At 69.2% G+C, this 23,996-nt stretch carries 22 protein-coding genes; 11 read left to right on the top strand and 11 right to left on the bottom strand.

The features are described 5' to 3' along the window. Window positions 1–19 precede the first annotated feature (19 nt). From FOB47_RS07060 to FOB47_RS07050, 3 genes are all read right to left on the bottom strand, one after another. Window positions 20–784: an SDR family oxidoreductase gene (locus tag FOB47_RS07060; protein ID WP_053823718.1), complete on the bottom strand. Its 765-nt coding sequence runs from the start codon at window positions 782–784 to the stop codon at window positions 20–22. Window positions 785–1,014: 230 nt separating this feature from the next. After that, window positions 1,015–1,884 carry an arylamine N-acetyltransferase family protein gene (locus FOB47_RS07055; protein ID WP_244959187.1) on the bottom strand — a complete coding sequence of 290 codons (870 nt, stop codon included), beginning with the start codon at window positions 1,882–1,884 and terminating at the stop codon, window positions 1,015–1,017. Then, entirely contained in the window at window positions 1,881–2,633 is a 753-nt protein-coding gene (locus FOB47_RS07050) for a Crp/Fnr family transcriptional regulator (protein ID WP_174780413.1), read from the bottom strand. The genes FOB47_RS07055 and FOB47_RS07050 overlap by 4 nt, the downstream gene beginning before the upstream one ends. A 211-nt stretch (window positions 2,634–2,844) precedes the next feature. On the opposite strand from FOB47_RS07050, the gene FOB47_RS07045 reads away from it, so the two are divergent. Next, entirely contained in the window at window positions 2,845–3,342 is a 498-nt protein-coding gene (locus FOB47_RS07045; RefSeq protein ID WP_174780412.1) for an Mpo1 family 2-hydroxy fatty acid dioxygenase, read from the top strand. Between the two features lie 236 nt (window positions 3,343–3,578). Next, entirely contained in the window at window positions 3,579–4,022 is a 444-nt protein-coding gene (locus FOB47_RS07040) for an HU family DNA-binding protein (protein WP_023264950.1), read from the top strand. Between the two features lie 188 nt (window positions 4,023–4,210). On the opposite strand, the gene FOB47_RS26115 is transcribed toward FOB47_RS07040, so the two are convergent. After that, window positions 4,211–4,597 carry a hypothetical protein gene (locus FOB47_RS26115; protein ID WP_244959186.1) on the bottom strand — a complete coding sequence of 129 codons (387 nt, stop codon included), beginning with the start codon at window positions 4,595–4,597 and terminating at the stop codon, window positions 4,211–4,213. A gap of 386 nt (window positions 4,598–4,983) precedes the next feature. On the opposite strand from FOB47_RS26115, the gene FOB47_RS07030 reads away from it, so the two are divergent. Genes FOB47_RS07030 through FOB47_RS07020 form a run of 3 tightly spaced genes read left to right on the top strand, consistent with a single transcriptional unit; the run spans window position 4,984 to window position 8,446 of the window. Further along, on the top strand, window positions 4,984–5,667 hold the full coding sequence (locus FOB47_RS07030) for a heavy metal response regulator transcription factor (protein ID WP_006580091.1): 684 nt from the start codon (window positions 4,984–4,986) through the stop codon (window positions 5,665–5,667). Beyond that, the gene (locus FOB47_RS07025) at window positions 5,664–7,082 is read left to right on the top strand and encodes a heavy metal sensor histidine kinase (RefSeq protein WP_174780411.1); all 1,419 of its coding nucleotides are present in this window, start codon (window positions 5,664–5,666) and stop codon (window positions 7,080–7,082) included. Before FOB47_RS07030 ends, FOB47_RS07025 begins: the two co-directional genes overlap by 4 nt. A 38-nt stretch (window positions 7,083–7,120) precedes the next feature. Next, window positions 7,121–8,446, top strand: a complete 1,326-nt coding sequence (locus FOB47_RS07020; protein WP_244959185.1) for an alpha/beta hydrolase — start codon at window positions 7,121–7,123, stop codon at window positions 8,444–8,446. Between the two features lie 33 nt (window positions 8,447–8,479). Here FOB47_RS07020 and FOB47_RS07015 read toward each other — a convergent pair whose 3' ends face one another. Both FOB47_RS07015 and FOB47_RS07010 read right to left on the bottom strand, forming a co-directional pair. Continuing rightward, window positions 8,480–8,848, bottom strand: a complete 369-nt coding sequence (locus FOB47_RS07015) for a 5-carboxymethyl-2-hydroxymuconate Delta-isomerase (RefSeq protein WP_053823721.1) — start codon at window positions 8,846–8,848, stop codon at window positions 8,480–8,482. Between the two features lie 85 nt (window positions 8,849–8,933). Next, window positions 8,934–10,040, bottom strand: a complete 1,107-nt coding sequence (locus FOB47_RS07010; RefSeq protein ID WP_174780932.1) for a malate/lactate/ureidoglycolate dehydrogenase — start codon at window positions 10,038–10,040, stop codon at window positions 8,934–8,936. Window positions 10,041–10,274: 234 nt separating this feature from the next. Here FOB47_RS07010 and FOB47_RS07005 point away from each other — a divergent pair, with 234 nt between their 5' ends. Then, the gene (locus FOB47_RS07005) at window positions 10,275–11,999 is read left to right on the top strand and encodes a thiamine pyrophosphate-binding protein (protein ID WP_174780410.1); all 1,725 of its coding nucleotides are present in this window, start codon (window positions 10,275–10,277) and stop codon (window positions 11,997–11,999) included. Here FOB47_RS07005 and FOB47_RS07000 read toward each other — a convergent pair. The 4 genes from FOB47_RS07000 to FOB47_RS06985 form a co-directional block, all read right to left on the bottom strand. Next, window positions 11,989–13,059 carry a hypothetical protein gene (locus FOB47_RS07000; protein WP_174780409.1) on the bottom strand — a complete coding sequence of 357 codons (1,071 nt, stop codon included), beginning with the start codon at window positions 13,057–13,059 and terminating at the stop codon, window positions 11,989–11,991. The genes FOB47_RS07005 and FOB47_RS07000 overlap by 11 nt on opposite strands. Before the next feature lie 200 nt (window positions 13,060–13,259). Next, on the bottom strand, window positions 13,260–14,168 hold the full coding sequence (locus FOB47_RS06995) for an IclR family transcriptional regulator (protein WP_244959184.1): 909 nt from the start codon (window positions 14,166–14,168) through the stop codon (window positions 13,260–13,262). Between the two features lie 20 nt (window positions 14,169–14,188). Further along, window positions 14,189–15,775: a class I adenylate-forming enzyme family protein gene (locus FOB47_RS06990; protein WP_174780408.1), complete on the bottom strand. Its 1,587-nt coding sequence runs from the start codon at window positions 15,773–15,775 to the stop codon at window positions 14,189–14,191. A 192-nt stretch (window positions 15,776–15,967) separates the two neighbouring features. Beyond that, on the bottom strand, window positions 15,968–17,593 hold the full coding sequence (locus FOB47_RS06985) for a methyl-accepting chemotaxis protein (RefSeq protein WP_174780407.1): 1,626 nt from the start codon (window positions 17,591–17,593) through the stop codon (window positions 15,968–15,970). 326 nt (window positions 17,594–17,919) lie between these two features. On the opposite strand from FOB47_RS06985, the gene FOB47_RS06980 reads away from it, so the two are divergent. The 5 genes from FOB47_RS06980 to FOB47_RS06960 all read left to right on the top strand — a co-directional run bounded on the left by FOB47_RS06980 (window position 17,920) and on the right by FOB47_RS06960 (window position 23,241). Further along, complete coding sequence (locus FOB47_RS06980) at window positions 17,920–19,764, top strand: EAL domain-containing protein (protein ID WP_174780406.1); 1,845 nt, start codon at window positions 17,920–17,922, stop codon at window positions 19,762–19,764. A 291-nt stretch (window positions 19,765–20,055) separates the two neighbouring features. After that, a complete protein-coding gene (gene cls / locus FOB47_RS06975) occupies window positions 20,056–21,483 on the top strand; it encodes a cardiolipin synthase (protein WP_174780405.1) in 1,428 nt (475 codons plus the stop codon). A 198-nt stretch (window positions 21,484–21,681) separates the two neighbouring features. Beyond that, window positions 21,682–22,278, top strand: coding sequence for a GTP cyclohydrolase II (gene ribA, locus FOB47_RS06970; RefSeq protein ID WP_053823725.1), 597 nt, complete (start codon window positions 21,682–21,684; stop codon window positions 22,276–22,278). Between the two features lie 240 nt (window positions 22,279–22,518). Further along, window positions 22,519–22,968 carry a PA2169 family four-helix-bundle protein gene (locus FOB47_RS06965; RefSeq protein WP_053823726.1) on the top strand — a complete coding sequence of 150 codons (450 nt, stop codon included), beginning with the start codon at window positions 22,519–22,521 and terminating at the stop codon, window positions 22,966–22,968. A 36-nt stretch (window positions 22,969–23,004) separates the two neighbouring features. Beyond that, the gene (locus FOB47_RS06960; protein ID WP_174780404.1) at window positions 23,005–23,241 is read left to right on the top strand and encodes a hypothetical protein; all 237 of its coding nucleotides are present in this window, start codon (window positions 23,005–23,007) and stop codon (window positions 23,239–23,241) included. Between the two features lie 63 nt (window positions 23,242–23,304). On the opposite strand, the gene FOB47_RS06955 is transcribed toward FOB47_RS06960, so the two are convergent. Beyond that, window positions 23,305–23,733, bottom strand: coding sequence for a hypothetical protein (locus FOB47_RS06955; RefSeq protein ID WP_043437284.1), 429 nt, complete (start codon window positions 23,731–23,733; stop codon window positions 23,305–23,307). Window positions 23,734–23,996 lie beyond the last annotated feature (263 nt).

The following is a 23,996-nucleotide window of genomic DNA, read 5'->3' as shown; positions in this document are numbered from 1 at the left end:
ACGGCGAGCGGGGCGCCGCTCAGATCGTCACGCCGCCGTCGACCACCAGCGCTTGGCCGGTCATGAAGGAACTGGCGCTCGAGGCCAGGTAGACCGCCGCGCCGGCGATCTCGATCGGTTCGCCGATGCGGCGCAGCGGGGCATTCTCGGTCGACTGCTTGTAGCGCACCGGGTCTTCCCACAGCGCGCGGGCAAAGTCGGTCTTGATCAGGCCCGGCGCGATGCAGTTGACGCGCACGTTGTGCGGGCCGAATTCGACCGCGAGATTGCGCGCGAGCTGGAAATCCGCGGCCTTCGAGATGTTGTAGACGCCGATGGTCGGCGAGCCGCGCAGGCCGCCGATCGACGACACGATGATGATCGAGCCATCCTTGCGGTCGATCATCTGCGGCGCGACCATCTGGATCAGCCAGTGGTTCGAGATCACGTTGTTGTCGAGCACCTTGCGGAACTGCTCGTCGGTGACGCCGCCCATCGGGCCGTAGTAGGGGTTGGACGCGGCATTGCAGACCAGCACGTCGATCTTGCCGAACACGCGATTGGTCTCGTCGACCAGGTGCTGCAGATCGCTCTTTGACGAGATGTTGGCCGGCACGGCGATCGCGGTGCCGTCGCCGTGCTTCGCGTTGATGGCGTCGACGACTTCCTGGCAGGCCTCGGCCTTGCGCGACGAAATGACCACCTTGGCGCCCTGGACCGCCATCTGCTCGGCGATCGCACGGCCGATGCCGCGCGAGGAGCCGGTGACGATGGCGACCTTGCCGCTCAGATCGAACAATGACATGGGGTGTCTCCTCTACCGATCCCGTTTTCCGTTGGATTCTGATGTTGGTGTGGCGCCGCGCCCGCGATGCCAGGGCGGCGGCGATCGGCACATTATGGTCGGTGGGTCGGGCCGCGTCCACAGGCCGGCGCACGTTGTTCGGCCCTTATCAGCATTCTTTCTGCGGGGGATTCACGGCGTGCATGGTCCATGGTGAGCGCTGCACGGTGCGCGGTGCGCGCCCCCGTGCCTCAGGCGCGCCGCGCCAGCCATTCCCGCAAGCCGGCCGCCGTCTCGTCGTCGAGCCGCACGCCGATCCGTTCGCGCAGCGTGGCGACGATCTCCGCTGGCGTTTCCAGCGGCACGTGGCGGCTGGCGCCATCGGCATCGCGCTCGGTCAGCTCGCCGTTGGTCATCGTCAGGCGGACCTGGCCGTCGGTGCGCGCCGCCATCAGGCGATGCAGGAACACGCTGTCCGGATGGGTGCAGACATACCAGTTGCGCGCCGCGTAATCGATCCAGGCCTGCGGCGACAGGTCGAAGCGATAGAGCTTGGCCCAGCCGTCGGCGGTGGCCAGTTCGAGATCGAGCAGATGAAAGGCGCCGCTCGATGCCGCGCCGGGCGGCGCGCCGACCAGCCGGTACGGCAGCCCCTCGGGCGCCGGTTCGGACAGCGGCAGCGCGCACGGCGGATTGGGGCCGCCGAAACCGACATCGGCGATGTAGTCGCGATGGCCGACACGCACGCGCAGCAGCAGATGCGACTGCGGCGTCGGCACGCCTTCCTCGACGCCGTAGCGCACGCGCGCGGCCAGCGGCACGACCTCGAAGTCGAGGGCGGTCAGCGCGGCGGCCAACAGCGTGTTGTGCTCGAAGCAGTAGCCGCCGCGTTCGCGCGTCACCAGCTTGTCGAAGACCGCGTCGAGCGCGATATCGATCGGACGTCCGAGCAGCACGTCGACATTCTCGAAGGGGATGCGCCGCAGATGCGCGGCGACGATCGCGTCGAGCGCCTCGCGGCTGGGCGCAGGGCGTTCTTGCAGGCCGATGCGATGCAGATAGGCGTCGAGCCGAGCGGCATCCAGGGCCGGTTGGCCGGACGGGTTCACCGGTGTGGTCACGTCAAGGTCTCCAGGGTCGACAGGTCGAGCAGTTCGATATCGGCATAGCGCAGCCTCAGCAGGCCGCGTGCCTCCAGTTCGCGCAGCGCATGATTGACGGTCTGCCGGGACAGGCCGAGCATCTGCGCCAGCTGCTCCTGCGGCAGATGGATCGAGCGGTGGGATTGCCGCGTGCGATCCGGCGCGGCGGCGGGCGTGTCGCCGTAGGAGCGCGCGATGGCCGCCAGCCGCCGCGCGGTGCGCGCCAGCGGCGGCAGCAGCTGGGCCTCCTCGACATAGCGGAACGCCTCGCGCGTCTTGCCGGCCAGCAGCTTGCCGAACTCGCGCCACCACGACGGCTGCGCGGCGAGCATGGCGTCGAGCCGGGCGCGCGGCACGTGCCAGACCGCCGCGCGCGTCGCTGCGCGGGCGTCATGCGTGCGCAGCAGCCCGTCGAACAGGCAGATCTCGCCGAACCATGCGCCCGCTTCGAGCAGACCCAGCAGCGCGGCCTTGCCGCCGGCATCGTGCGCATGCACCAGCACCGCGCCGGCGATCACCGCGTACAGCCCGTCGAACGGATCGCCGCGCTGGAACAGGACCTCGCCCGGTTCGAGCCGGCGTATCGTGCCGGCCTCGAGCAGGGCCGCGCGCATGTCCGCGGGCAGGCCGCGAAACCAGCTTCCGCTGCGCAGCGGGGAGAGCGCATCGACGCCTTCGGCGGCGTCGGCGGGAGCGCGCGTGGGGCAGGCGAGGGGCGGGACGCCCATGGTGGTCTCCATCGTCATCGCGACGCAGCGCAACGTGCGAGCCGAGGCCGCGCTGCGTCGGTGGGGCCAGGGGGCGAAAGCCGGACTGTCAAAATTCGGACAGACCGCGTCTGGCGTGGCCATTACTATAAATCGATCGTGCCTGGCCGTAACGCGTTCGCAACGCGCCGCGGCATGCCGTTCGCCATGTTCGCAGACAGCAGGAGACGCCATGAAAACGCTGGTCGACCATCTCTCCCAATACGCCGCCTATCACCGCGACCGCCGCAACGTGGCGACGCACTTCGTCGGCATCCCGATGATCGTGCTGGCCGTCACGACGCTGCTGGCGCGGCCACAGATGCCGCTCGGCGACGGTGCCGCGGTACTGACGCCCGCCATCGTGGTGTACCTGCTGTCGTGCCTGTTCTATCTGCGGCTGTCGGCCGGCTTCGGCATCGCGATGACGCTGATCCTCGCGCTGTTCGTCTACGCCGGCCATCTGCTGGGCCAGCTGTGGACGGCCGCCTGGCTGGCGATCGGCATCGGCCTGTTCGTGCTCGGCTGGGTCATCCAGTTCATCGGCCACTATTACGAAGGGCGCAAGCCGGCCTTCGTCGATGACCTCGTGGGGCTGCTGATCGGGCCCCTGTTCCTGGTCGCCGAGACAGCGTTTGCGCTGGGGCTGGCACGCGATACGCGCGACCGGATGGATGCGCACGCGCATTGAATCGCCATCGCATCGGCCTGGCCGAAGCGATGCCGCGCGATGCCACGCCCATGCGTCGATGCATCGGCGCGACAGATGGCGGGACTTTTTACCGGGTTTTTACGGGGTTTCAGGGGGGTAACGGGCCAAACCCCCTTGGAAATGCGTCACTTTCCGCTATGATTCGGTGGCCGCCGCAGCCGTACGCTGTTTTCGCGGGGTTTGCGGCGCCAACCGTTCAACTCTATCTGACCAATATGGCGACCAAAGCGAAATCGACCGCGAAAGCTGCAACCAAGACCGCCGCGACCAAGAAGGCACCGGCAACCAAGGCGCCCGTGAAGGCTGCCGCGAAGAAGGCCGCTGCGCCGGCAACCGCAACCCCGCGTCCGCTGAAGGACACCTTCAACAAATCCAGCCTGGTCGCTCACCTGGTCGCGCAGACGCAAGTCGAGCCGAAGGCCGTGAAGACGGTGCTCGCCCATCTGGAAAACACCATCGTCAGCGCGCTGCACAAGAAGGGCGCCGGCGAATTCACGCTGCCCGGCCTGCTGAAGATCACCGCGCAACAGGTGCCGGCCAAGAAGAAGCGCTTCGGCAAGGATCCGTTCACTGGCGAAGAGCGCTGGTTCCCGGCCAAGCCGGCCAGCGTCAAGGTCAAGGTCCGTCCGCTGAAGAAGCTGAAGGACGCTGCGCTGTAATCCGTCATCGACGTGGCCGCGACGGGCAAACGCCTGACGCGGCAGGCAGTGAAGAAGGGAGCCACTTGCGGCTCCCTTTTTCGTTGGCGCGTTGCGGCACGACGCCTTTGCAGTTTGCAATTAACCGCCAGGCATTTGCCCCACCCACCGTTCGCGGCAAGCAGGGCGGGGGCCGCGTACTGGCGGCCTCAGGCGCTATGGTCGCCCGGCGTTTCCTGCGTATGCGCGCCGTCGCTGAAGCGGTCGCGATGGTCCGGCGCATGTCCGCCCTGCGTGAAGCTGTCGCGCGGGCCCAGCCGGTTGGCACCTTCGGTGAACACATCGAACTTCTGCGTCGCGCTGCGCGCTCCGTCCGTGTACGGATCGGCGCTGCGCGGGGCGGCCTTGGCCGACAGCGAGACGGTTGCGCCGATCATCATCGCGACGGTGGGCAGCAGCGCGGCCAGCATTGCGCGCCGGCGCGCCTGCCAGCGCTGGCGCAACGCACGCAGCCGCTGCGCGGCCAGCGGCGGACGCGGACGGGGCGGAGCGCCGGACGGTCGGTGAGGAACGGCGATTGGTGTCGGTCGAGTCATGGCAACACTCCTTCAGATTGGGATCCGGGGTGGTTCTGGGAACCTTGACGAGGGGAGACGGCTTGGCCAAGCACGGTTAGCAGTCTACGAACCGGGCCGGACGCGGCGGTGACGCCAGCCTGACAATTGCGTCAGGATGCCGCCGGCGCGGTGCATCGCACGCGACAGCGGCAATGCCAGCCCCGGACAGCATCGGCGTGCGGCCCGCAAGCTGACAACGCTGACAGGTTCGGCCGGCGGCTTTCACCTATAGTCCGGAAATGGCGGGCCCGCGCCGGTGGCGCGGACATGGCGGGCAACGACCTTGCCGCGCGCTTGCCGCCGTTTTTTCCGCGAGTTTTCCGCGGGTTTTCCGCGAGTTTTCCGGATACGGGAGGGCCGGACACATGAAACTGTTGTTGGTAGAGGACGAGATCAAGACCGTCGACTATCTGCGCCGTGGACTGTCGGAAAACGGCTATGTGGTCGACACCGCGACCAACGGCGTCGACGGCCTGCACATGGCCTGTACCGAGCCCTACGATGCGATCGTGCTCGACGTGATGCTGCCCGACCTCGACGGCGTGTCGATGCTCAAGTCGCTGCGGCGCGAGCAGCAGACGCCGGTCATCATGCTGACCGCGCGCGACGACCTGGACGACCGGCTCAACGCCTTCGATGCCGGCGCCGACGATTACCTGGCCAAGCCGTTTTCCTTTCTCGAACTGCTGGCCCGCCTGAACGTGCTGACCCGCCGCGGCCGCCAGAGCGAGCCGTCGCAGCTGACGGTCGGCGACCTGCGCATCGATCTGCTGTCGCGGCGCGCGATGCGCGGCACACGGCGGCTCGATCTGAGCGCGCGCGAATTCACGCTGCTGTCGGTGCTGGCGCGGCGCCAGTCGCAGATCGTGTCGAAGACGGCGATCACGGAGCTGGTCTGGGACATCAGCTTCGATTGCAATACCAATGTGGTCGAGGTCGCGATCAAGCGGCTGCGCGCCAAGCTCGACTGGCCGGGCGAGCCCAAGCTGCTGCATACGATTCGCGGCATGGGCTATGTGCTCGAGTGCCGCGCCGAGGAAGTCGCATGAGCCGCCGCCGTTCGATCGCCACGCGGCTGGCCGCGATGTTTGCTCTCGCGGCGGCGCTGGTGTTCTCGGTCACCGGCTTCGTGATGTATTACGTCCAGTGCGTCGAGCTCGAGAAGCGCCAGCTCGAGGAGCTCGAGGCGCGCTTCCAGCTGATCGGCCCGAAGGCGGCGCACTACGGCACGCAGCCGCAATGGGAGCGCTTCGGCGCGGTGCTGACCGGCATGACGCCGGAGGACGACAGCCTGCGCTACTTCGTCGACACGCCGGACCCGCGCTTCCGCTTCGGCAAGCCGTTTCCGCGCGACGCGGTGACCGAGCAGCGTGCGCCGGACGTCTGGACGGTGCAGTTCGACGACCGCAGCTTTCTGATGCTCAAGCGGATCATTCCCGCGCTGGACGAGCGCCCCGCACTGGCGCTGGTGGTCGCGGTCGACCAGGCGCCGTTCTACCAGACCAGCCGCGTGCTGGGCATCGCGCTGATCGTCTGCTCGGCGCTCGGCGTGCTGGCGGTGGCGGTGCTGGGCTGGCGCATCGCCAAGGTCGGGCTGGCGCCGATCGAGGCGCTGTCGCGCCATGCCGGCGAGCTCAATCCGCGCAAGCTCGAGCGGCTGCCCGATATCGACCTGCCGGCCGAACTGTCGGGCCTGGTGCTGGCCTTCAACGGCGCGCTCGACAAGCTCGAACGCGCCTACGTGCAACTGTCGGCCTTCAATGCCGATGTTGCGCACGAACTGCGCACGCCGCTCGGCAACGTGATCGGCCAGACCCAGGTGGCGCTGTCACGCCCGCGCAGCGTACGGGAGCTGGAGGACATCCTGCAGTCGAACCTGGAAGACCTGGAGCGGCTCGGCCGCATCGTCGTCGACATGCTGTTCCTGGCGCAGTCGGACCGCGGCGCGCTGGCGCGCGATCTGGTCGAGGTGTCGGTCGCCCACGAGGTGCGGCGCAGCGCGGACTTTCTCGACATGCTGTTCGAGGACGCCGGCGCAACGCTGGAGATCGTCGGCGACGCCCGTGCGCGCGTCAATGCCTCGCTGCTGCAGCGGGCAATCACCAATCTGCTGGGCAATGCGCTGCAGCATGGCCTGCGCGGCCGGCCGGTCGCGGTCGAGATCGGCGACGATGCCGGCACGGTGACGATCGCGGTGCGCAACGAGGCCGATCCGCTGTCGACCGCGCAGATGGACCGCCTGTTCGACCGCTTTTATCGCGTCGACACCGCGCGCGCCGACAGCCGTCAGAACCACGGACTTGGCCTGGCCATCGTCAAGGCGATCGCCACGATGCACGGCGGCGCCGTGTTCGCGCGCCAGTCGCGCGGCGTGGTCTGCATCGGCCTGACGCTGCCGGCACTGCCGCCGCAGGCGCCGACGTCCGACAGCCTGCCTCCGCTGGCACAGGCGGCCACGGCATGATCGGCAGGCACAGCACGCGCACGCCGCGGAGCGTGCGCATGGCAAGCCGTGTCCGCCGCCTCGGGACCGCCGCGATTATCCCGGTCGCCGCCGGGCTGATCGTGCTCGCTTCGGCCTGCAGCGTCACCGCGCGGCACGAGGCGGTGGCGCCCCGGCCTTCGATCGCACCGACCTTCGCCGCCCATCGCGCGCAAGCGCTGGCCGCGCTCGAAGGCCGGCGCCGCTACGTTTCGGCCGACATGCGCGCCGAGACCGAATGGAATCTGCCGCGCGAATGGCGCCCGGCCGGCCCGCCCCGCGGTGGCGCGCTGCTCGTGCACGGGCTCGGCGATTCACCGTGGTCCTTCGTCGATATCGCGCCGCGGTTGGCCGAACGCGGCCTGCTGGTGCGCACGGTGCTGCTGCCCGGCCATGGCACCGCGCCGTCGGACCTGATGGGGGTCACGCTGGAAGACTGGCAGCGCGTGCTGCGCGAGCAGGTCGCGGCGCTGCGGGACACCGTCGGCAAGGGGCCGCTGTATCTGGGCGGCTTTTCCACCGGCGCCAATCTGGTGCTGGACTATGCGCAGGCACACGCGGAGGTCGCCGGGCTGCTGCTGGTATCGCCGGCGCTGCGCTCCGGCAGCCGGTGGGAGTGGCTGACGCCGTGGCTGGCGCCGGTGGTGCCCTGGCTGCTGTCGACCGGGGACGACCGGCCGCAGCAGACGCCGGTCCGCTATCTGAACACGCCGACCAACGGCTTCGCGCAGTACTACCGCAGCAATGTCGCGGCGCGCGCCGCGCTGAATGCACGGCCTTACGACAAGCCGGCGCTGCTGATCGTCGCCGAGCACGATTCGGTGGTCGACTCGCACTACGTGAGGCAGGTGTTCGGCACGCGCTTCACGCATCCGTCGAGCCGGCTGATCTGGTATGGGGCGGGGGAGGGCAACGCAGGCGCCGATGCGGTGGTCGATGCCAGTGCCGGCCGCGTGCTGGTCCGTCCGGACCGCTTGCCGGCCGAGCGCATCAGCCAGTTCTCGCACATGGGCGTGCTGTTTTCCGACGCCAATCCGCTCTATGGCCGGCAGGGATCGTTGCGCCTGTGCCTGAACGGGCAGGAGCCGGCCGAGTACCGGCGCTGCGTCGACGGCGGCGAGGTCTGGTATTCGGACTGGGGCTATCGGGAGCCCGGCAAGGTGCACGCGCGGCTCACCTATAACCCGTATTTCGCGTGGCAGACCGGCGTGATGTTGTCGGTGCTGGGGCTGGATGGAAGCGCTGCGCCGGCGCCGGGATCCGCGCCGGCGACTGCCGCGGCGACCGCATCCCCTGCGGCATCCTCGACGGCATCTCCGACGGTAGCTCCGATCAGATCGCAGTAGCGGACGCCGCCGGCCATCGTGGCGGGCGGAGCCTCAGCTCCCGATCACCTGCTTCGCATAGCTGGCCCGCTCCATCTCGCGCACCTCGACGCTGATCTGCACCGGCGTGTTGTTCGCGCCGGAGCGCACGGCTTCGGCGAGCACCTCGCAGACCGCCTGGCCCAGCGCCTGCCGGGTCGCGAGATCGCGGCCATCGAGAATCGACAGCCGGCCATGGACGAAGGCGCGCTCGACCGGTTCGGTGCCCTGGCGATAGGTCTGCAGCGTGATGCAGCGCGATTTGATGTCGGGCTCCTGGAACTGGCCAGAGGCCAGCAGCGCGGCGTTGGCCTGATCCAGCAGTTCCTCGGGCGAGCAGTTCAGGCGCGCGTTTTCGGTGATTTCGATGACGAGATGGGGCATCGGGGGCTCCGTTGGGTAGAGAGGGGAAGCGAAAAAGACAGCGGACGATGGCTTTCCAGTCTGGAAAGGGAAGCGTCGGCAGACCTCAGCGCCCGCACAGCCGCGACAACGGACCCGGCGACCGTCCGGTCGCGGCTTGCACCCGCGCCGCCGCGTCGTCGAGCTCGGCCAGCGTGCCGGCATCGATCGGGATGGCCTCGGCGCGGCGGCGGCGCGCCTCGCGTTCGGGTTCGCCCGGCAGCAGGATCGCATCGCAGCCGGGCTGGCGGCGCGACGCGCGCACCCAGTCGACGAAGGCCTGCACCTCGTGGCCGAACGCCGTGCTGTCGGCAAGCCGGGCCGGATCGAACACGATCGCCAGCATATTGTTCCAGACCGCGTGGCGGTGCGTCAGCGTCTCGGGACGGATCGTATGGCCGCCGGTCACCGCGGCGCCCAGCAGCTCGCACATCATCGCCAGCACGTAGCCCTTGTGCTCGCCGAAGCCGAGCAGCGCACCGCGCGCGGCGCCATCGGCGGGGTACATCACGCCGGCGTCGGTGGTGGGGCGGCCCTCGGCATCGACCAGGCAGCCGGGCGGCACCGGCACGCCCTTGTTGTGCGCGACGCGGACCTTGCCCAGCGCGATCGCGCTGGTCGCGAAGTCCAGCACCAGCGGCGGCGCGCCGGGCACCGGCACGCCGATCGTGAACGGGTTGGTGCCATAGCGCGCCTCGTAGCCGCCATGCGGCGCGACGATCGGCTTGGACAGCACGTTGACGAAGTGGATCGAGATCATGCCGGCCGCGCAGGCCTGTTCGGCCCAATGGCCGACGCGGCCCAGATGATGCGAATGGCGCAGCCCCATCACGCAGACGCCATGCTCGCGTGCGCGTTCGATTGCCATCGCCATGGCCTGCTCGGTCACCGCCTGACCCATGCCGCGGTTGCCATCGAGGCTCAGCAGGCTGCCGGCCTGCTGCACCACGCTGACCTGGCGGTTCAGCTGCAGTTCTCCGGCCTGCCAGGACAGCACGTACTTCGGGATCATGCCGACACCATGCGAGTCGTGCCCGCTCAGGTTGGCGCCGACCAGATGGTCCGCGGTCAGCGTTGCCTCGCGCGCGTCGGAGCCGGCGGCCAGCCAGAGTTCGGCGACCCATCGGTGCAGGTCCGCGGTCGGAAGCAGGGGTTCGGTCTTCGCGTCGTTCATCGTCTCGCTCTCGTCGTTCTGTTGTCGCCCGTGCTTGCTGCCGGCATCGGCGCGGCCCGGGGCAGTCATGATAAGCGCCGTGCCGTCGCGCGGCCATTGCCCGGGCGGCGGTGCGCCGCGGCGGCCCGAAATTTTGGCGCGATAATCGGTCCTGTCTCGTACCCCGTTGGGCGATCGCCTGCACAATGGGGCCGCTTCCGTTTCCGTTTCCGATGCGATTCGATGAGCCCGCCGATGACCCAGCCTACCGCCGATCTCCGTTCGTCCCTGTCTCCGGATGCCCCGGATCCTTCCGCCGCCACGCAGCCGCCCGTGCCGCGCAGCGGCGGCCGCATCCTGGTCGATGCGCTGCGCATCCAGGGCATCGAGCGCGTGTTTTGCGTGCCGGGCGAGAGCTTCCTCGACGTGCTGGACGCGCTGCACGATCAGCCCGCGATCGATCTGATCGTCTGCAAGCATGAAGGCGCGGCCGCGAACATGGCCGAGGCCGACGGCAAGCTGACCGGCCGCCCCGGCATCTGCTTCGTCACGCGCGGGCCCGGCGCGACGCATGCCAGCGTGGGCATCCATATTGCCGCGCAGGATTCGACGCCGATGATCCTGTTCGTCGGACAGATTGCCCGCGAGCACCGCGGCAGGGAAGCCTTCCAGGAAGTCGATTACGCGGCGATGTTCGGCGGCATGGCGAAATGGGTGGCGGAGATCGACGACCCGGCACGCATCCCCGAGCTGGTAGCGCGCGCCTTCCAGGTCGCGACCTCGGGCCGCCCCGGGCCGGTGGTGCTGGCGCTGCCAGAAGACGTGCTCGATGGCGATGCGGTCTGCCGCGACACCGGCGCGTATCGGCCGGTGGTCGCCTCGCCGTCCGCGGCCGATGCCGCCGCGCTGTGCGAACTGCTGACGGCGGCGCAGCGTCCGCTGGTGATCGCCGGCGGCGCCAACTGGCGCGACGAAGACGCGGCCGCGTTTGCGCGCTTCGTGCATGCCTGGGATCTGCCGGTGGCCTGCGCCTTTCGCCGCCAGGACGTGCTCGACAATCGCGATCCGCACTACGTCGGCCATCTGAGCCTGGGCGTCAATCCGCGCCTGGCCGAACGCGTGCGCGGCGCCGATCTGGTCGTGGCCTTCGGCACGCGGCTCGGCGACGTCGCAACCGACGGCTATACGCTGCTCGAGCCGCCGCGGCCGCGCCAGCGGCTGGTGCATATCCATGCCGATGCGGCGGAACTGGGCCGTGTCTACCAGCCCGAGCTGGCGATCCACGCCGGCATCGGTCCGGGCACCGCGATGCTGGCCGGCCTGCAGGCGCCGGCCACGGTGCGCTGGCGCGAATGGACCGCCGCGGCGCGCGCCGATCATCAGGGCTTCGTCGCGCCGGCCGCGCCGCACGCCGATGCCACCGGTGTCGACATGACGGCGGTGGTCGACCATCTGAACCGCACGCTGCCCGACGATGCGATCGTCACCAATGGCGCTGGCAACTATGCGGTCTGGCTGCATCGCTACTTCGCCTATCGCCGTCCGCGCACGCAGCTGGCGCCGACCTGCGGCGCGATGGGCTATGGGCTGCCGGCCGCGATCTCGGCCAAGCTGCGTCATCCCGAACGCACCGTGGTTTGCTTCGCCGGCGATGGCTGCTTCCAGATGTATCCGCAGGAGCTGACCACCGCGGCCGCGGTGGGCGCCAATGTGGTGGTGCTGATCGTCAATAACGGCATGTACGGCACGATCCGCATGCATCAGGAGCGGCGCTATCCGGGACGCGTCAGCGGCACCGGCATCGTCAATCCGGATTTCGTCGCGCTGGCGCAGGCCTGCGGGGCCTGGGCGGAGCGCTTGACCAGTGCCGATGGGTTTGCCGGCGCTTTCGCCCGCGCCTGTGCCGCCGGCAAGCCGGCGCTGCTCGAACTGTGCACCGACCCGCGCCAGATCACGCCGGCGATGCGGCTCAAGCCGTAGCGGCCGAGGAGGCCGCCGGACCGACGGCGGGAGCGGCGCGGTCGGCGCCGTCGGCCGGGACGGCGGGAGCCGGCTTTGCCGACGCGGCGGCGATCAGACGCTTGATCTGGCGGTCGCGCAGCTCCAGCGTGCATAGTTCATTGGCGAAGAGCAGCGCGTCGGCGCGCAAGAAGGCGCCGATGCGCCGGGCCACGGCGCCGGGCAGCCGGAAGGCGGCGAACGCCGAATACGGCGGAATCTCCCCGCGCCACCAGTGCTGCTTCCATACGGCGGTCAGGCGAGCGGCAAGGTCGGCGAGCTTGTCGTCGTTGGCTTCGGCCGCGTCGTGCAGCGCCTGCAGAATGCCCATCACCTCGGCATAGGCCGATGCGTTCCCCATGCGGTGGCGACGCAGGTAGGTAACCACGGCCGTCATCTGCGCCAGCACCGTTGCCGCGATGACGTCGTGGCACTCCGGCGGGTCGTTGCCGGCGATCGCGCGAACGACCTTGCACCACTTCGCCTTGTTCGCGAACAGCTTGCAACAGTTGGCCTTGTCGATGCGCTCGAGCAACAACCTGATCCTTGCGCGGCCGGCTTCGGGCGTCAGCACCGGAGAAATCGGCGGTCGTGGTTCCGCGGCGCAGGGTTCCGGCTCGACCGCCTGCGGCGGCGTGTCCCGGGGACGCGCCACAACGGGCACCGCGACGCTGGCCCCCTGTCGCAACCGCGCGATGGTGTGCGACACCGCGCAAAGTTGACCGCGAGTGGGCCGCTCGCAGCGCTGCCTGTCGCGCGGCACGACGCAGCTCAGCAGTGTCAGCACGACGCGGCGGAACCAGCCGAATTCGCGCCAGTTGCGCTCCAGCCGGATGTCGGCATGCCGGCCGCTGCCTGGACGTTCGACATTCTCGGCGACGAGCCTGTAGCCCCGGCCGCCGACGAAGAACGGAGCGCGATCCACGACGATCCGCCGCAGAGTGGTTTCGCCGCTGCCTTTGGCGACGGCGTCGAAGAAATCGCGTGGAGTCGGATAGTGCGCCGCATGGAAGCGGCGCGCACAGCAGAGCGGAGTGGGCATGCGAGGGTCTGTCCGGTGAAGGCCGCGTCGGCGCGCGGCCGCGGGATTGCCGCTTCCGATCGGCCGTGCCCGCCAGGCCGGCCGATCGCTTTGCGGGACACCGGAATCATGGCGGCGTGCTGCCGGCATGCTTGCGAATTTGGTGCGGTCAGTGTGGCAAACGGTAGCCCGTTCGATGCGCGCCGCTGGTCGGCCTTCGCTCAGCGCCGCCGCGTGCCGCCGGTGTTTGCGCTGCCGGTTCTTGCGCTGTCCACTCCCGCGCCGCCCAGTTCGCGTTCGATACGTGCGACGCATTCGATCAGCACGGGCCGCACCACGTCCAGCAGATGCCGCGGCGGCACGACCGCGTTGGGGCCGCTGCAGCTCAACGTCATCGGCGGCAGCGAGGGGCCCGGATGGAAGGCGGCCGCGATCGAATTGATGTCCGGCAGCCATTCGCCGAACGAGGTCGTGCAGCCGATGCGCTGGACTTCCTCGCGGCTGCGCGCGAGCACCGCCTGCGCATCGGCATCGGACAGCGTGTCGTTCGCGCGGAACGCGGCCAGCGCCTGCTGCGCATCTGCAGCCGGCAGCGCCTGCAGATAGGCGCGGCCCGCGGCAGTGGTCAGGCCCGAGATGCGCGTGCCGACGGCCACGCGCAAGGTCAGATAGCTCTCGGCCTGGCAATTTTCGTAGATCAGCATGCGGCCGCGGTCGCGCAGGATCAGCGAGGCGACGCTCTGCGACAGATCGGCCAGGCGCTGCATGTGCGGCCGCGCGACCGCCAGCACATCGGCGCCTTCGCGCGCGGTCGGCGCCAGGGCCAGCGCCGAGCTGCCGAGGCGGTATTTGCCGGCGTCCGGCTCCAGGCGCAGATAGCCGAGTTCGGTCAGCGTATGGGTCAAGCGGGACACCGTCGACTTGGGCAGGCCGCAGCGTTGCGCCAGTTCCGCATTGCCGAGTTGCGCGTCGAAACCGCGGAAGCACGCCAGCACATCAAGGCCGCGCGCCAGCGCGGTGACGAAGTGGCGGTCCTCCTTGTGGCGGGGCGCATCGTCGCCGGCGCCGCCGGTTTCGGCCTGCTGCGCCGATGCGGCCGGCATTGCGTGCGCCTGATCGTCGCTTGCCATGGCCGTCGTGCGCTCCGCGCTCAAGACTCGCCGGCGGCCAGCATCGCGCGCAGCCGGGCCTTCAGGATCTTGCCCGAGGGAGCGGCCGGCAATTGCGCGACCACCTTGATTTCCGCCGGGATCTTGTACGGCGACAGCCGTTCGCGCAGGAAGGCCTTCAGCGCGGCCGGATCGAGCTCCATGCCGGCGCGGACTTCGACGAAGGCGATCACCTCCTCGTTGCCCTCGACCGCGCGCCCGACCACGGCCGACTGCACGATCGCCGGGTAGGCGTTGATCGACTGCTCGACTTCCTCGGGATACACGTTGAAGCCCGAATGGATGATGATTTCCTTCGAGCGGCCGACGATGGAAATCGCGCCGTCGTCGTCGATCCTGGCCAGGTCGCCCGTATGCAGCCAGCCGTCGGCGTCGATCGCCTGCGCGGTCAGATCCGGACGCTTGTAGTAACCCTTCATCACGTTGGGGCCGCGCACCAGCAGTTCGCCGCTGCCGTCCGGCAGCGGATCGCCGAGCCGCACTTCGACGCCCGGCACCGCCTGGCCCACCGAGCAGTCGCTGCGCGGCGCATCGACGCGGGTCTGGCTGACGGTTGGCGAGGTTTCGGTCATGCCGTAGCCGTTGTGCAGCGTGATGCCGAAGGTCTGTTCGAAGGCCGCCTTCAGCGTCGCGGTCAGCGGCGCGCCGCCCGATTGCGCCATGCGCAGCGCAGGCGCGCGCAGCGGCGTGGGCTGGCTGCGGCCCCATTCGATCAGCTTCGCGTACATCGCCGGCACGCCGTGCAGCACCGACAGGTTCTCCTCGACCAGCGCGCGTGCGAGCCGCTCCGGGCGGAAGCGCGGCTCGTAGTAGACCGTGGCGCCGTTGGACAGCGGACCGACCAGCAGCACCGACAGGCCGTAGACGTGCGAGATCGGCAGCACGCCATAGACGCGATCGCCCGGCTGCACGCGCGCCTGCACGCGGTTGCTGTGGCCGATGAACATCAGGTTCGAATGCGTCAGCATCACGCCCTTCGACGCGCCCGTGGTACCGGTGGTGTAGATCACCGCGGCGACCTGCTCGCGCGCGTCCGCCTGCACCGGCTCGGGCACCGCCCCGGTATCGAGCCTGCCGATCAGCAGGCGGCCCACATGCGGCCATTCGCCCCACTGCGCGCCGCGCGCAAGGCCGTGCTCGCGTGCTTCGGGATAGGCGTTGTCCAGGTACAGCGCCAGGCGGGCGCCCGCGTGCTCGATGATGTTGTCGATCTCGCGCGCCGACAGGCGGGCGTTGACCGGAATCGCCCAGGCATCCAGCGAGCTGAGCGCCAGGATCAGCACCGCGCAGCCCACGCTGTTCTCGGTCACCAGCACCACGCGGTCGCCGCCGCGCACGCCGGCCTTCGCGAGTGTGGCCGCGGTCTGGCGCACCGCGCCGTCAAGCTCGCCATAGCGGATCGAACGTTCGCCGTCCATCAGCGCGACCACATCGGGACGGTCCGCGACCCAGGGCGCGATGACCTGGTGCAGCCGTGCATACGGCGGCACGAACGGCGGGGTGGCGGTGGCGGGCTGCGAAGCGGGGCGGGAGGCGTCGCCGGAATCGGCGCGGAAGGTGCTGCTCATCGAAGTCTCCGGAATGGCGTTGCCGGCGTGGTGGCCGGCTTGGTCTATCCGCGATGGTTGCACCGTTCGATGATGTCGTCAACCGCAATGCAGAATCGACGTTCTGCAGTGCAGAACGTCGAGAATGACCGCGGCGACAAGAACGACCGGAACGACCGGACCGGCCGGACCGGCGGGACCGGCGGAACCGGCTTAGAAGCGGAAGCGCCCCACATCGGCCGCCAGTTCGCCGGCCTGCCAGTCCAGCGCTTCGGCTTGCCGTGCCACCGTGGTCACCAGTTCCGCGTTCTGCCGGCTGGTGCCGTCCAGGCGCGCGACGGCGCCGTCGACCACCGCAATCCCCGCCGCCTGCCGCTCGGCCAGGCCATTGAGCCGTTCCGCCAGCGTATGGCTGCGCACCACCGCCTGCTCGATCGCCGCCATCGCCTGTTCGACCTCGCCGCTGAGGCTGGCGCCGGCCTCGATGTCGCGCGTCGCTTCGCCCAGCAGCCCGCCGATATCGCGGGCCGATTGCGCGCTGCGCTGGGCCAGCGCGCGCACTTCGTTGGCAACCACGGCGAAACCGCGGCCGGCGGCGCCGGCCCGCGCCGCTTCGACGGCCGCGTTGAGCGCCAGCAGATTGGTCTGGAACGCGATGCCCTGCAGCACGCCGACCACTTCGGAGATGTCGCGCGAGCGCGCCTGCACCGCATCCATCGACGCCCGCATGCTGCGCACCACCGCGCTGCCCGTCCCGACGGCGTCGCGCGCCTGGCTGGCCATCGCGCTGGACTCGTGCGCCCGCACGTGAATCTGCTCGACCAGCCCGCGCAACTCGCCGATGCTGGTGGCTGCCTCGTCGACTGCCGCCAGCTGGCGCCCGGTGCGTTCGGACAGATCGCGGTTGGCGGCGGCGATCTGCTCGCTGGCGCCATGGATCTGGCGCGCCGACGATTGAATGCGCGCGAGCATCGCGGCCAGCGCGTCGCGCATCGCGGCCAGGTCCTGCAGCAGCCCGCGCGCGCCACGCCGGCGCAGGCGCTGGCCGCCGGTCAGGTCCCCGGCGGCGATGCGCCGCGCCGCGTCGGCCGCTTCGCGCGGTTCGCCGCCGAGCTCGGCCAGCAGCGCGCGGGCGGCCAGCCATGCCAGCACCGCGGCGGCGGCCAGGCTCGCCGCCAGCATCGCCATCGTGATCCATTGCGCGCGGGCCTGGCTCGACGAGACCGAGGCCACCGTATCGGCAGCCTGCTTCTCGAGGCGGGCGCGCGCCTGCTCGATCTGCGTGCCCAGCCTGGCCAGTTGTTCGGCGACGAAGTGGCCCTCGACGGAGACCGCGCTGTCGAACTGCAGCGCGTCGAGCGGCTGCTTGCGCAGCAGTTCGACATAGCCCTGCATCAACTGAGCGGCACTGGCCCGCTCGCGCGACAGTGCCTCGGCCTGATCCGGCGCGGCGTGGGCCACGCCGGCCAGCGTGGTGTCCAGTGTCTGCAGCGCCTGCGCGATCTGCTGGGCCGCGGTATCGCGCTCGGCCGTGCTGGTGGCCATCGTCAGCGCCAGCTGTGCATGTCCGAGCCCGGCGAGCGCCGATTGCGCGCGCTCGGCCGCCACCGCGCCGCGCATGTCGCGCTGGTACAGCGTGTCGGTCTTGTCCTTCAGCGCGACCAGATTGACGATGCCGCTGACCGCGGCCGCCGCGCCGAACAGGTAGACCAGCACGAACGCGGTGCCGAGCCGCGCGGCCAGCGGCAGGCGCCGCAGCCGTCGGCCGGTGGAAGACGCCGGCGCAGGGTCCGGCAACGATGCGTCGGCGACCGTCGTCCTTTCCGCTGCCCCTGCCATGGCAGCGGGGTCCATCACCGCTGCGATGCTGTTGCCTGCCGTCGACCGCAGGCCGAACCTCGACCGCCAACGCGGCCAACCCGTTCTGAACCCTTGAAACATGCTTTTCCCCCGCCGCACGCGGCGCCCGTCAATGGTTGTTTGATTGTTTTGGGCCCCATGCTGGCGACGGGATGTGACGTTGCCGTGACGTCCCGCCATGCGGCGGGGTTGTCATATGGCGGTCATATGACTGTCATGAAATAGGCTGCCTTGCCGGGCGCCATGCCACCAAACGCCGCCGCCGCGTGCATCCCGGCGTCCTTGCCACCGTTGTCGAGATCCCCATGTCCGTTGCCGTGATCGAATCCGGCGCAGCGGCCGCGCCGATGCGTCTGCCGCCGCTGCGCGCCGTCTTCCAGCCGATCGTGCGCTTCGAATCGGCCGATCTGCTCGGGTACGAGGCGCTGCTGCGCGGGCCCGAGGGCTCGCCGCTGGCCTCGCCCGAAGCGCTGTTCCGGCTGGCCGTCAGCCCCGCCGACACGATGGCGCTGGAAATGCAGGCGGCCCGCGCCGCGCTCACGCGCTTCGCGGAGCTGCAGCTGCCCGGGCTGCTGTTCGTCAATTTCAGTCCGCAGACGCTGCGCCAGCTGCTGGCCGACCATGGCCGCGGCATGACGGCGCTGCTGGCGAACACCGTGACGCCGGCGCGCGTGGTGATCGAACTGACCGAGCAGACCCGCATCGGCGACATGGCGGCGTTCGCCGATGCGATGGCGGTGTTGCGCGATCTCGGGCTGCGCTATGCGCTGGACGACTTCGGTACCGGTCATGCCAATCTGGATCTGCTGGTCCAGCTGACGCCGCAATTCATCAAGCTGGACAAGTCGCTGGTGCACGGCGTGGCCTCTTGTTCGCGGCGGCTGGAACTGATGCGCACGGTGTTGAGCCTGGCCGATGCGCTGGGCACCAGCGTGATCGCCGAAGGCATCGAGGACAACGAGGAGCTCGCGGTGCTGCGCGATCTTGGCGTGCCGTTCGGCCAGGGCTATCTGCTCGGCCGGCCATCGCCGGAGCCGTCGCAGGCGCCGCCGCAGGACGTCGTGCAGGCGCTGGAGTCGCGCCAGATCGCGGTGTTTCCGCAGGTGGTGCGTTCGGGCTGGAGCGGCCCGAATGCGGGCAAGCTGTTGCGGCGCGCGCCGACGGTGCGACCGGAGCAGACCAACAACGAGGTGCTGGCGCTGTTCCACGCTCATCCGGGGTTGCATGCGCTGGCGGTGCTCGATGCTGACGGCAAGCCGATCGGCATCATCAACCGGCAGAGCTTCATCGACCGCTATGCCGCGCCGTTTCATCGCGAGCTGTACGGCAAGAAGCCCTGCATCCTGATGGCGCATCGCGAGCCGGTCTGCTTCGATCGCGGCGCCACCATCGAGACCATGGCCAAGAGCCTGGCCAGCGGCAACCAGCGCTATCTGGCCGACGGCTTCATCATTACCGACGGCGGCCGCTATGCCGGGCTGGGCACCGGCGCGGACCTGATCCGCGCCGTCACCGAGATCCGCATGGAGGCGGCGCGCTATGCCAATCCGCTGACCTTCCTGCCGGGCAACATCCCGCTGAACCAGCATGTCGACCGGCTGCTCGATGCGGGCGCGGCGTTCTGCGCCTGTTATGTCGACCTGAACCATTTCAAGCCCTTCAACGATCAGTACGGCTACTGGAAGGGCGACGAGATGATCAAGGGCGCGGCCGCGATCCTGGCCGATGCCTGCGATCCAGTGCGCGACTTCCTCGGCCATGTCGGCGGCGACGACTTCCTGGTGCTGTACCAGAGCGCGGACTGGAGCCAGCGCGCGCGCGGCGCGATCGCGCGCTTCAATCGCGCCGCGCGCGAGCTGTACGACGCGGACGACCGCGCAGCAGGGGGCATCCATGGCGAGGACCGCCATGGCCGCACCGCGTTCTTTCCGATGGTCAGCATGGCCATCGGCGCGGTCCGCGTGGCGCACGGTGCCGCGCGCGCCGAGACCGACGGCTGGCGCCTGGGCAGCAGCCATATCGCGGCCGCCGCGGCCGCCGCCAAGCGCGACGCCAAGAAGGATCCGACCGGTTTCGCGGTCGTCGATCTGGCGGCGACGCTGGCCGCTTCCGCTCCATCGGAGGAGCCGCCCGAAGGGCGTCCACATTGACCGTCCGGTGCGGCGCCGTCATGCAAGCCGGCTCGCGAACGGGTGTTCGGGTTATCCACAGATTGTGTGGATAACCCGACCGGGCAGGGCGCCAGGCGCGCGCCGGCGCGTCGCGCCATCGGACTGCCTAAAAAAAATGCAAACGCAAAATTGCAAAGGCCGCGCCGGCCCCTCGGCGCGGCCATGTCGCATACATGGACGGCCGCGATGTGGATGGCCTATGCCACAATGCGCGGCAGTTCAGCGTTCACTGTTCATTGTTCAACCGGATTCCGCAGCGGATGGCAGCCGATGTTACCGAGCACCAGCGTTGTCGCGACGATTGTCCTGTGTTTCCACATAGTCGGCGTGTTCGCCGCGATGCATGCCGTGATGACGGTCCGGACCGCGCCCGGCGCGATTGCCTGGGCCGGCTCGCTGCTGTTGATACCGTATCTGGCGCTGGTGCCGTACCTGGTATTCGGCAGCAGCAATTTCGTCGGCTATGTCAATGCGCGCCGCTTCTACCGCCAGCAGATGCGCGAGCTGCGCCACGGCATGGAGCCGCAAGAGCGCGAGGCCTGCATTGTTCGGCAACCGGACCATCCGGGCCTGCGCGCGCTGCCCAGGCTGACCGGGCTGCATTGCCTGTCCGGCAATCATGTGCAACTGCTGGTCGATGGACAGGCCACCTTTGCGGCGATCTTCGCCGCGTTGAAGTCCGCGCGCCGCGTCGCGCTGGTGCAGTTCTTCATCGTCCATGACGACGAGCTGGGGCGCGAACTGCAGGCGCTGCTGTGCGAACGCGCAGCCGCCGGCGTCGAGGTCTATTTTCTGTACGACAGCATCGGCTGCCACGCCTTGCCCGGCCACTACGTTCGCCGCATGGCCGAGTGCGGGGTCAAGGTCAGCGCGTTCGCGCCGCACCGCGGCTTCGTCAATCGTTTTCAGCTGAACTTTCGCAATCACCGCAAGCTGGTGGTCGTCGATGGCGAGCGCGCTTTCCTCGGCGGCCACAATGTCGGCAACGAATACATGGGGCGGACGCCGCCGCTGGCGCCCTGGCGCGATACCCATATCGAAGTGCGCGGCCCCGCGGTGCTGGACCTGCAGATGACCTTCGCGGAGGACTGGTACTGGGCCTCGCGCGAGGTGCCGACGCTGCTGCTGCCGCCGCCCGAGCCGGCCGGCGCGATGGTGTGCCAGGTGGTGCCGAGCGGTCCGGCCGATTCGCAGGAGACCTGCTCGCTGTTCTTCGTCGAGGCGATCCAGGCCGCGCGCAGGCGGCTGTGGATTACGACGCCGTACTTCGTGCCGGACGAGGCGGTGTTCGCGGTGCTGCGGCTCGCGGTGCTGCGCGGCGTCGACGTGCGCATCCTGATGCCGGGACGCGCGGACCACAAGGTGGTGTTCGCCGCCTCGACGCTGTACGCCTACCAGGCGATCTGCGCGGGCATCCGCATCTACCGCTATCTCCCGGGCTTCCTGCATCAGAAGGTGATGCTGATCGACGACGAGCTGGCCGCGGTCGGCACGGCCAACCTCGACAATCGCTCGTTCCGGCTCAATTTCGAGCTGACGGTGATGACGGCCGATCGCGCCTTCGCGGGCCAGGTGGAGGGAATGCTGCTGGCCGATTTTGCCCAGGCACGCGAGATCGGCCGCGACGAGTACCTGGGCGCGCCGGGGCCGCGCCGCGTGGCGATGCATGTGGCCAAGCTGTTCGCGCCGATCCTGTAGCGCGCGCCGGAGAACGCGCACGGGGAAGGGCTCCGGCATGGGGCCTTCGGCGGCCCGTTTCCGATTCGCGGTATCCTTGCCGTCAGGCGCCGCCCCGGAAGGGGCCATCGGCTGGCATCACCAGGCCGGCAGCGGACTCCCGGGACCCACTCCCGCCAGCCGCCACGGCATCCGGCGCACACGCATTGGCAAGATGATATGAACGACACGGAAATCACGCTGATCGGTTCGGCACGGCTGCCGACCCGCTTCGGCGAGTTCACCGCTCACGCCTTCAAGGGCGCGACCAGCGGGACGGAACACCTGGCGCTCAGCGTCGGCGACATCGCCGGCGAGGGCGTGTTGACGCGGCTGCATTCGGAATGCCTGACCGGCGACGTATTCGGTTCGTGCCGCTGCGATTGCGGCGAGCAGCTGGCCCTGGCGATGGAGCGCATCGCCGCCGAGGGCCGCGGCATCCTGCTGTACCTGCGCGGCCACGAAGGCCGCGGCATCGGCCTGGGCCACAAGATTCGCGCGTACAGCCTGCAGGATGGCGGCCTGGACACCGTCGACGCCAATCTGGCGCTGGGACAGGCGGTCGACTCGCGCACCTATGCTTTCGCCGCCGATCTGCTGCGCCAATGGGGCGTCAAATCGATCCGGCTGATGAGCAACAATCCGCGCAAGCGGCAGCAGCTCGAAGAGGCCGGCATCACGGTGCTCGAACAGGTACGCCACAGCGTGCCGGCCAACGCCGAGAACGAAAAATACCTGGCGACCAAGCGCGTCCGGCTCGGGCATCTGCTCGACTGACGGCACGCCGTCGATCCGGTCGACAGGCCCCGCAAGACCGCTGCAGCAACGCTGCACCAACCCTGTAGGCATCGGCCGACAGCTTCTCGGGTCGCCTGCTTACAGTCCCCGCCCGCCGCTTCTCTTATCGTGAAGGCATGGACGCACCGCTTGCGGTGCGCGCCGTATTGCAGCCTCGCTGCATACGTCCTGCAACCGCCGCCGCGGCATGCGGCGGCATCACGATAACGAGGAGTCGCCATGGCAGACAAGAACGTCGATGTGCTCAACGATCTGATCGAGGTGTCGCGCGACGGCGAGCAAGGCTTTCTGAAGGCCGCCGAGGATGCCACCAATCCTGAGCTGAAGGAACTGTTCACCAGCCGCGCGACCGAGATCGGCGCCGCCATCCGCGAGCTGCAGTCGCAGGTGATCGCACTGGGCGGCCGGCCGGAAGAGGGCGGCAGCGTGGCCGGCGCGTTGCACCGCGGCTGGGTCAGCCTGCGCAGCGCGGTCGCCAACCGCACCGATCTGTCGATCCTGGAAGAGTGCGAGCGCGGCGAGGACGTGGCCAAGAAGAAATACGCGGACGCCCTGCAGCACGACGATCTGAGCTTCGAAGTGCGCGCGCTGATCGAACGCCAGTATCACGGCGTGCTGCGCAACCATGACCTGGTGCGCGACCTGCGCAACCGCTATCGCGCGACCTGACCGGCCCCGGCCATTGCCACGAGAAGGAGACAGACGATGAGCCAGCCCGACAAGCCGGACACGCCTGACAAATCCGGGAAGCCCGACACGGCGGGTCCCCGCTCCGGCCAGCCAGGCAAGGGTGGGGCGGCCGAGGATCAAACCGAGCGCAATCTCGACGAGGCGCTCGAGGAAACGTTCCCGGCCAGCGATCCGATCGCGGTCGAACCCGACAAGGACGACAGCGCAGGCCGGCCTGGCAACGAGGGCGGCAAGGGCGCACGCACCGGCTGATCGCGGGTCCGTGCAAATGAACCCGGGAGCCGCACGGCTCCCGCTTCTTGTCTTGCGCGCGCGTTACGGCAGCTTGCGCAGTTGTGCGATTACCGACATCAGTTGCCCGTGCGCGACGGTGACCGCAGGCTCGTCCTGCAGCGCTTCATGGTAGCGCTCGCGAAACGCGGGGTCGCCCTGCGTGCTGAACAGCCGCGCCGCGGCCTCGGCCACCGCGCGGCAGGTGCCGTCGTGGTGCTTTGGCCCATCGAGCTCCTCGTCGATTTCGACGATCAGGCGCGACAGCGGGTCGAGCCAGCGGAAATAGTTGTCCTCGGTGACGATCTGCACGAACTGGCCCGCGGGGATCGGGCCATAGAGGCGTTCATATTCGTTACGGTCGTGCTGGATGATCTCCTTGTGGGATTTCAGCAGCGCGGCGCGCAGTGCGCGCAATCCTGCGCGGCGCGATTCCTGCGTGGCTTGGTATTGTTCTTCAGTCAGCATCCCCATTCTCCGCTCCCGGTTCGGTGTTGTGCGGTCGTCCCGCGCGGCAGGGGTAGCCGCGCGGTGCGTGTGCATGCTCGTGGACGATGCGTCGTGCGGCCGTCGATGCAGGCCGCATGCCAGTATATGTAGGCGCCGGGGGGCGATCCAACCTCGTGCTATCCCGAATGGCCGCGCTCTTTGGAATGCGGTGATACAACCGGAGCGGCATGCAGGTTCGCGTGCAATGGTGCCAATTCGATGTGAATTATTTTTAGAGCAGACATAAC

The sequence above is a fragment of the Cupriavidus gilardii genome (assembly GCF_013347325.1).
In the GTDB taxonomy this organism is placed as follows: Bacteria; Pseudomonadota; Gammaproteobacteria; order Burkholderiales; family Burkholderiaceae; genus Cupriavidus; species Cupriavidus gilardii.
This window is presented reverse-complemented; position numbering and strand designations above follow the sequence as displayed.

Coding starts and splice junctions, on each gene's coding strand:
- FOB47_RS07060 (WP_053823718.1), bottom strand. CDS start 784: ATGTCATTGTTCGATCTGAGCGGCAAGGTCGCCATCGTCACCGGCTCC.
- FOB47_RS07050 (WP_174780413.1), bottom strand. CDS start 2,633: ATGGGCGTCCCGCCCCTCGCCTGCCCCACGCGCGCTCCCGCCGACGCC.
- FOB47_RS07045 (WP_174780412.1), top strand. CDS start 2,845: ATGAAAACGCTGGTCGACCATCTCTCCCAATACGCCGCCTATCACCGC.
- FOB47_RS07040 (WP_023264950.1), top strand. CDS start 3,579: ATGGCGACCAAAGCGAAATCGACCGCGAAAGCTGCAACCAAGACCGCC.
- FOB47_RS26115 (WP_244959186.1), bottom strand. CDS start 4,597: ATGACTCGACCGACACCAATCGCCGTTCCTCACCGACCGTCCGGCGCT.
- FOB47_RS07030 (WP_006580091.1), top strand. CDS start 4,984: ATGAAACTGTTGTTGGTAGAGGACGAGATCAAGACCGTCGACTATCTG.
- FOB47_RS07025 (WP_174780411.1), top strand. CDS start 5,664: ATGAGCCGCCGCCGTTCGATCGCCACGCGGCTGGCCGCGATGTTTGCT.
- FOB47_RS07020 (WP_244959185.1), top strand. CDS start 7,121: ATGGCAAGCCGTGTCCGCCGCCTCGGGACCGCCGCGATTATCCCGGTC.
- FOB47_RS07015 (WP_053823721.1), bottom strand. CDS start 8,848: ATGCCCCATCTCGTCATCGAAATCACCGAAAACGCGCGCCTGAACTGC.
- FOB47_RS07010 (WP_174780932.1), bottom strand. CDS start 10,040: ATGAACGACGCGAAGACCGAACCCCTGCTTCCGACCGCGGACCTGCAC.
- FOB47_RS07005 (WP_174780410.1), top strand. CDS start 10,275: ATGACCCAGCCTACCGCCGATCTCCGTTCGTCCCTGTCTCCGGATGCC.
- FOB47_RS07000 (WP_174780409.1), bottom strand. CDS start 13,059: ATGCCCACTCCGCTCTGCTGTGCGCGCCGCTTCCATGCGGCGCACTAT.
- FOB47_RS06995 (WP_244959184.1), bottom strand. CDS start 14,168: ATGGCAAGCGACGATCAGGCGCACGCAATGCCGGCCGCATCGGCGCAG.
- FOB47_RS06990 (WP_174780408.1), bottom strand. CDS start 15,775: ATGAGCAGCACCTTCCGCGCCGATTCCGGCGACGCCTCCCGCCCCGCT.
- FOB47_RS06985 (WP_174780407.1), bottom strand. CDS start 17,593: ATGGCAGGGGCAGCGGAAAGGACGACGGTCGCCGACGCATCGTTGCCG.
- FOB47_RS06980 (WP_174780406.1), top strand. CDS start 17,920: ATGTCCGTTGCCGTGATCGAATCCGGCGCAGCGGCCGCGCCGATGCGT.
- cls (WP_174780405.1), top strand. CDS start 20,056: ATGTTACCGAGCACCAGCGTTGTCGCGACGATTGTCCTGTGTTTCCAC.
- ribA (WP_053823725.1), top strand. CDS start 21,682: ATGAACGACACGGAAATCACGCTGATCGGTTCGGCACGGCTGCCGACC.
- FOB47_RS06965 (WP_053823726.1), top strand. CDS start 22,519: ATGGCAGACAAGAACGTCGATGTGCTCAACGATCTGATCGAGGTGTCG.
- FOB47_RS06960 (WP_174780404.1), top strand. CDS start 23,005: ATGAGCCAGCCCGACAAGCCGGACACGCCTGACAAATCCGGGAAGCCC.
- FOB47_RS06955 (WP_043437284.1), bottom strand. CDS start 23,733: ATGGGGATGCTGACTGAAGAACAATACCAAGCCACGCAGGAATCGCGC.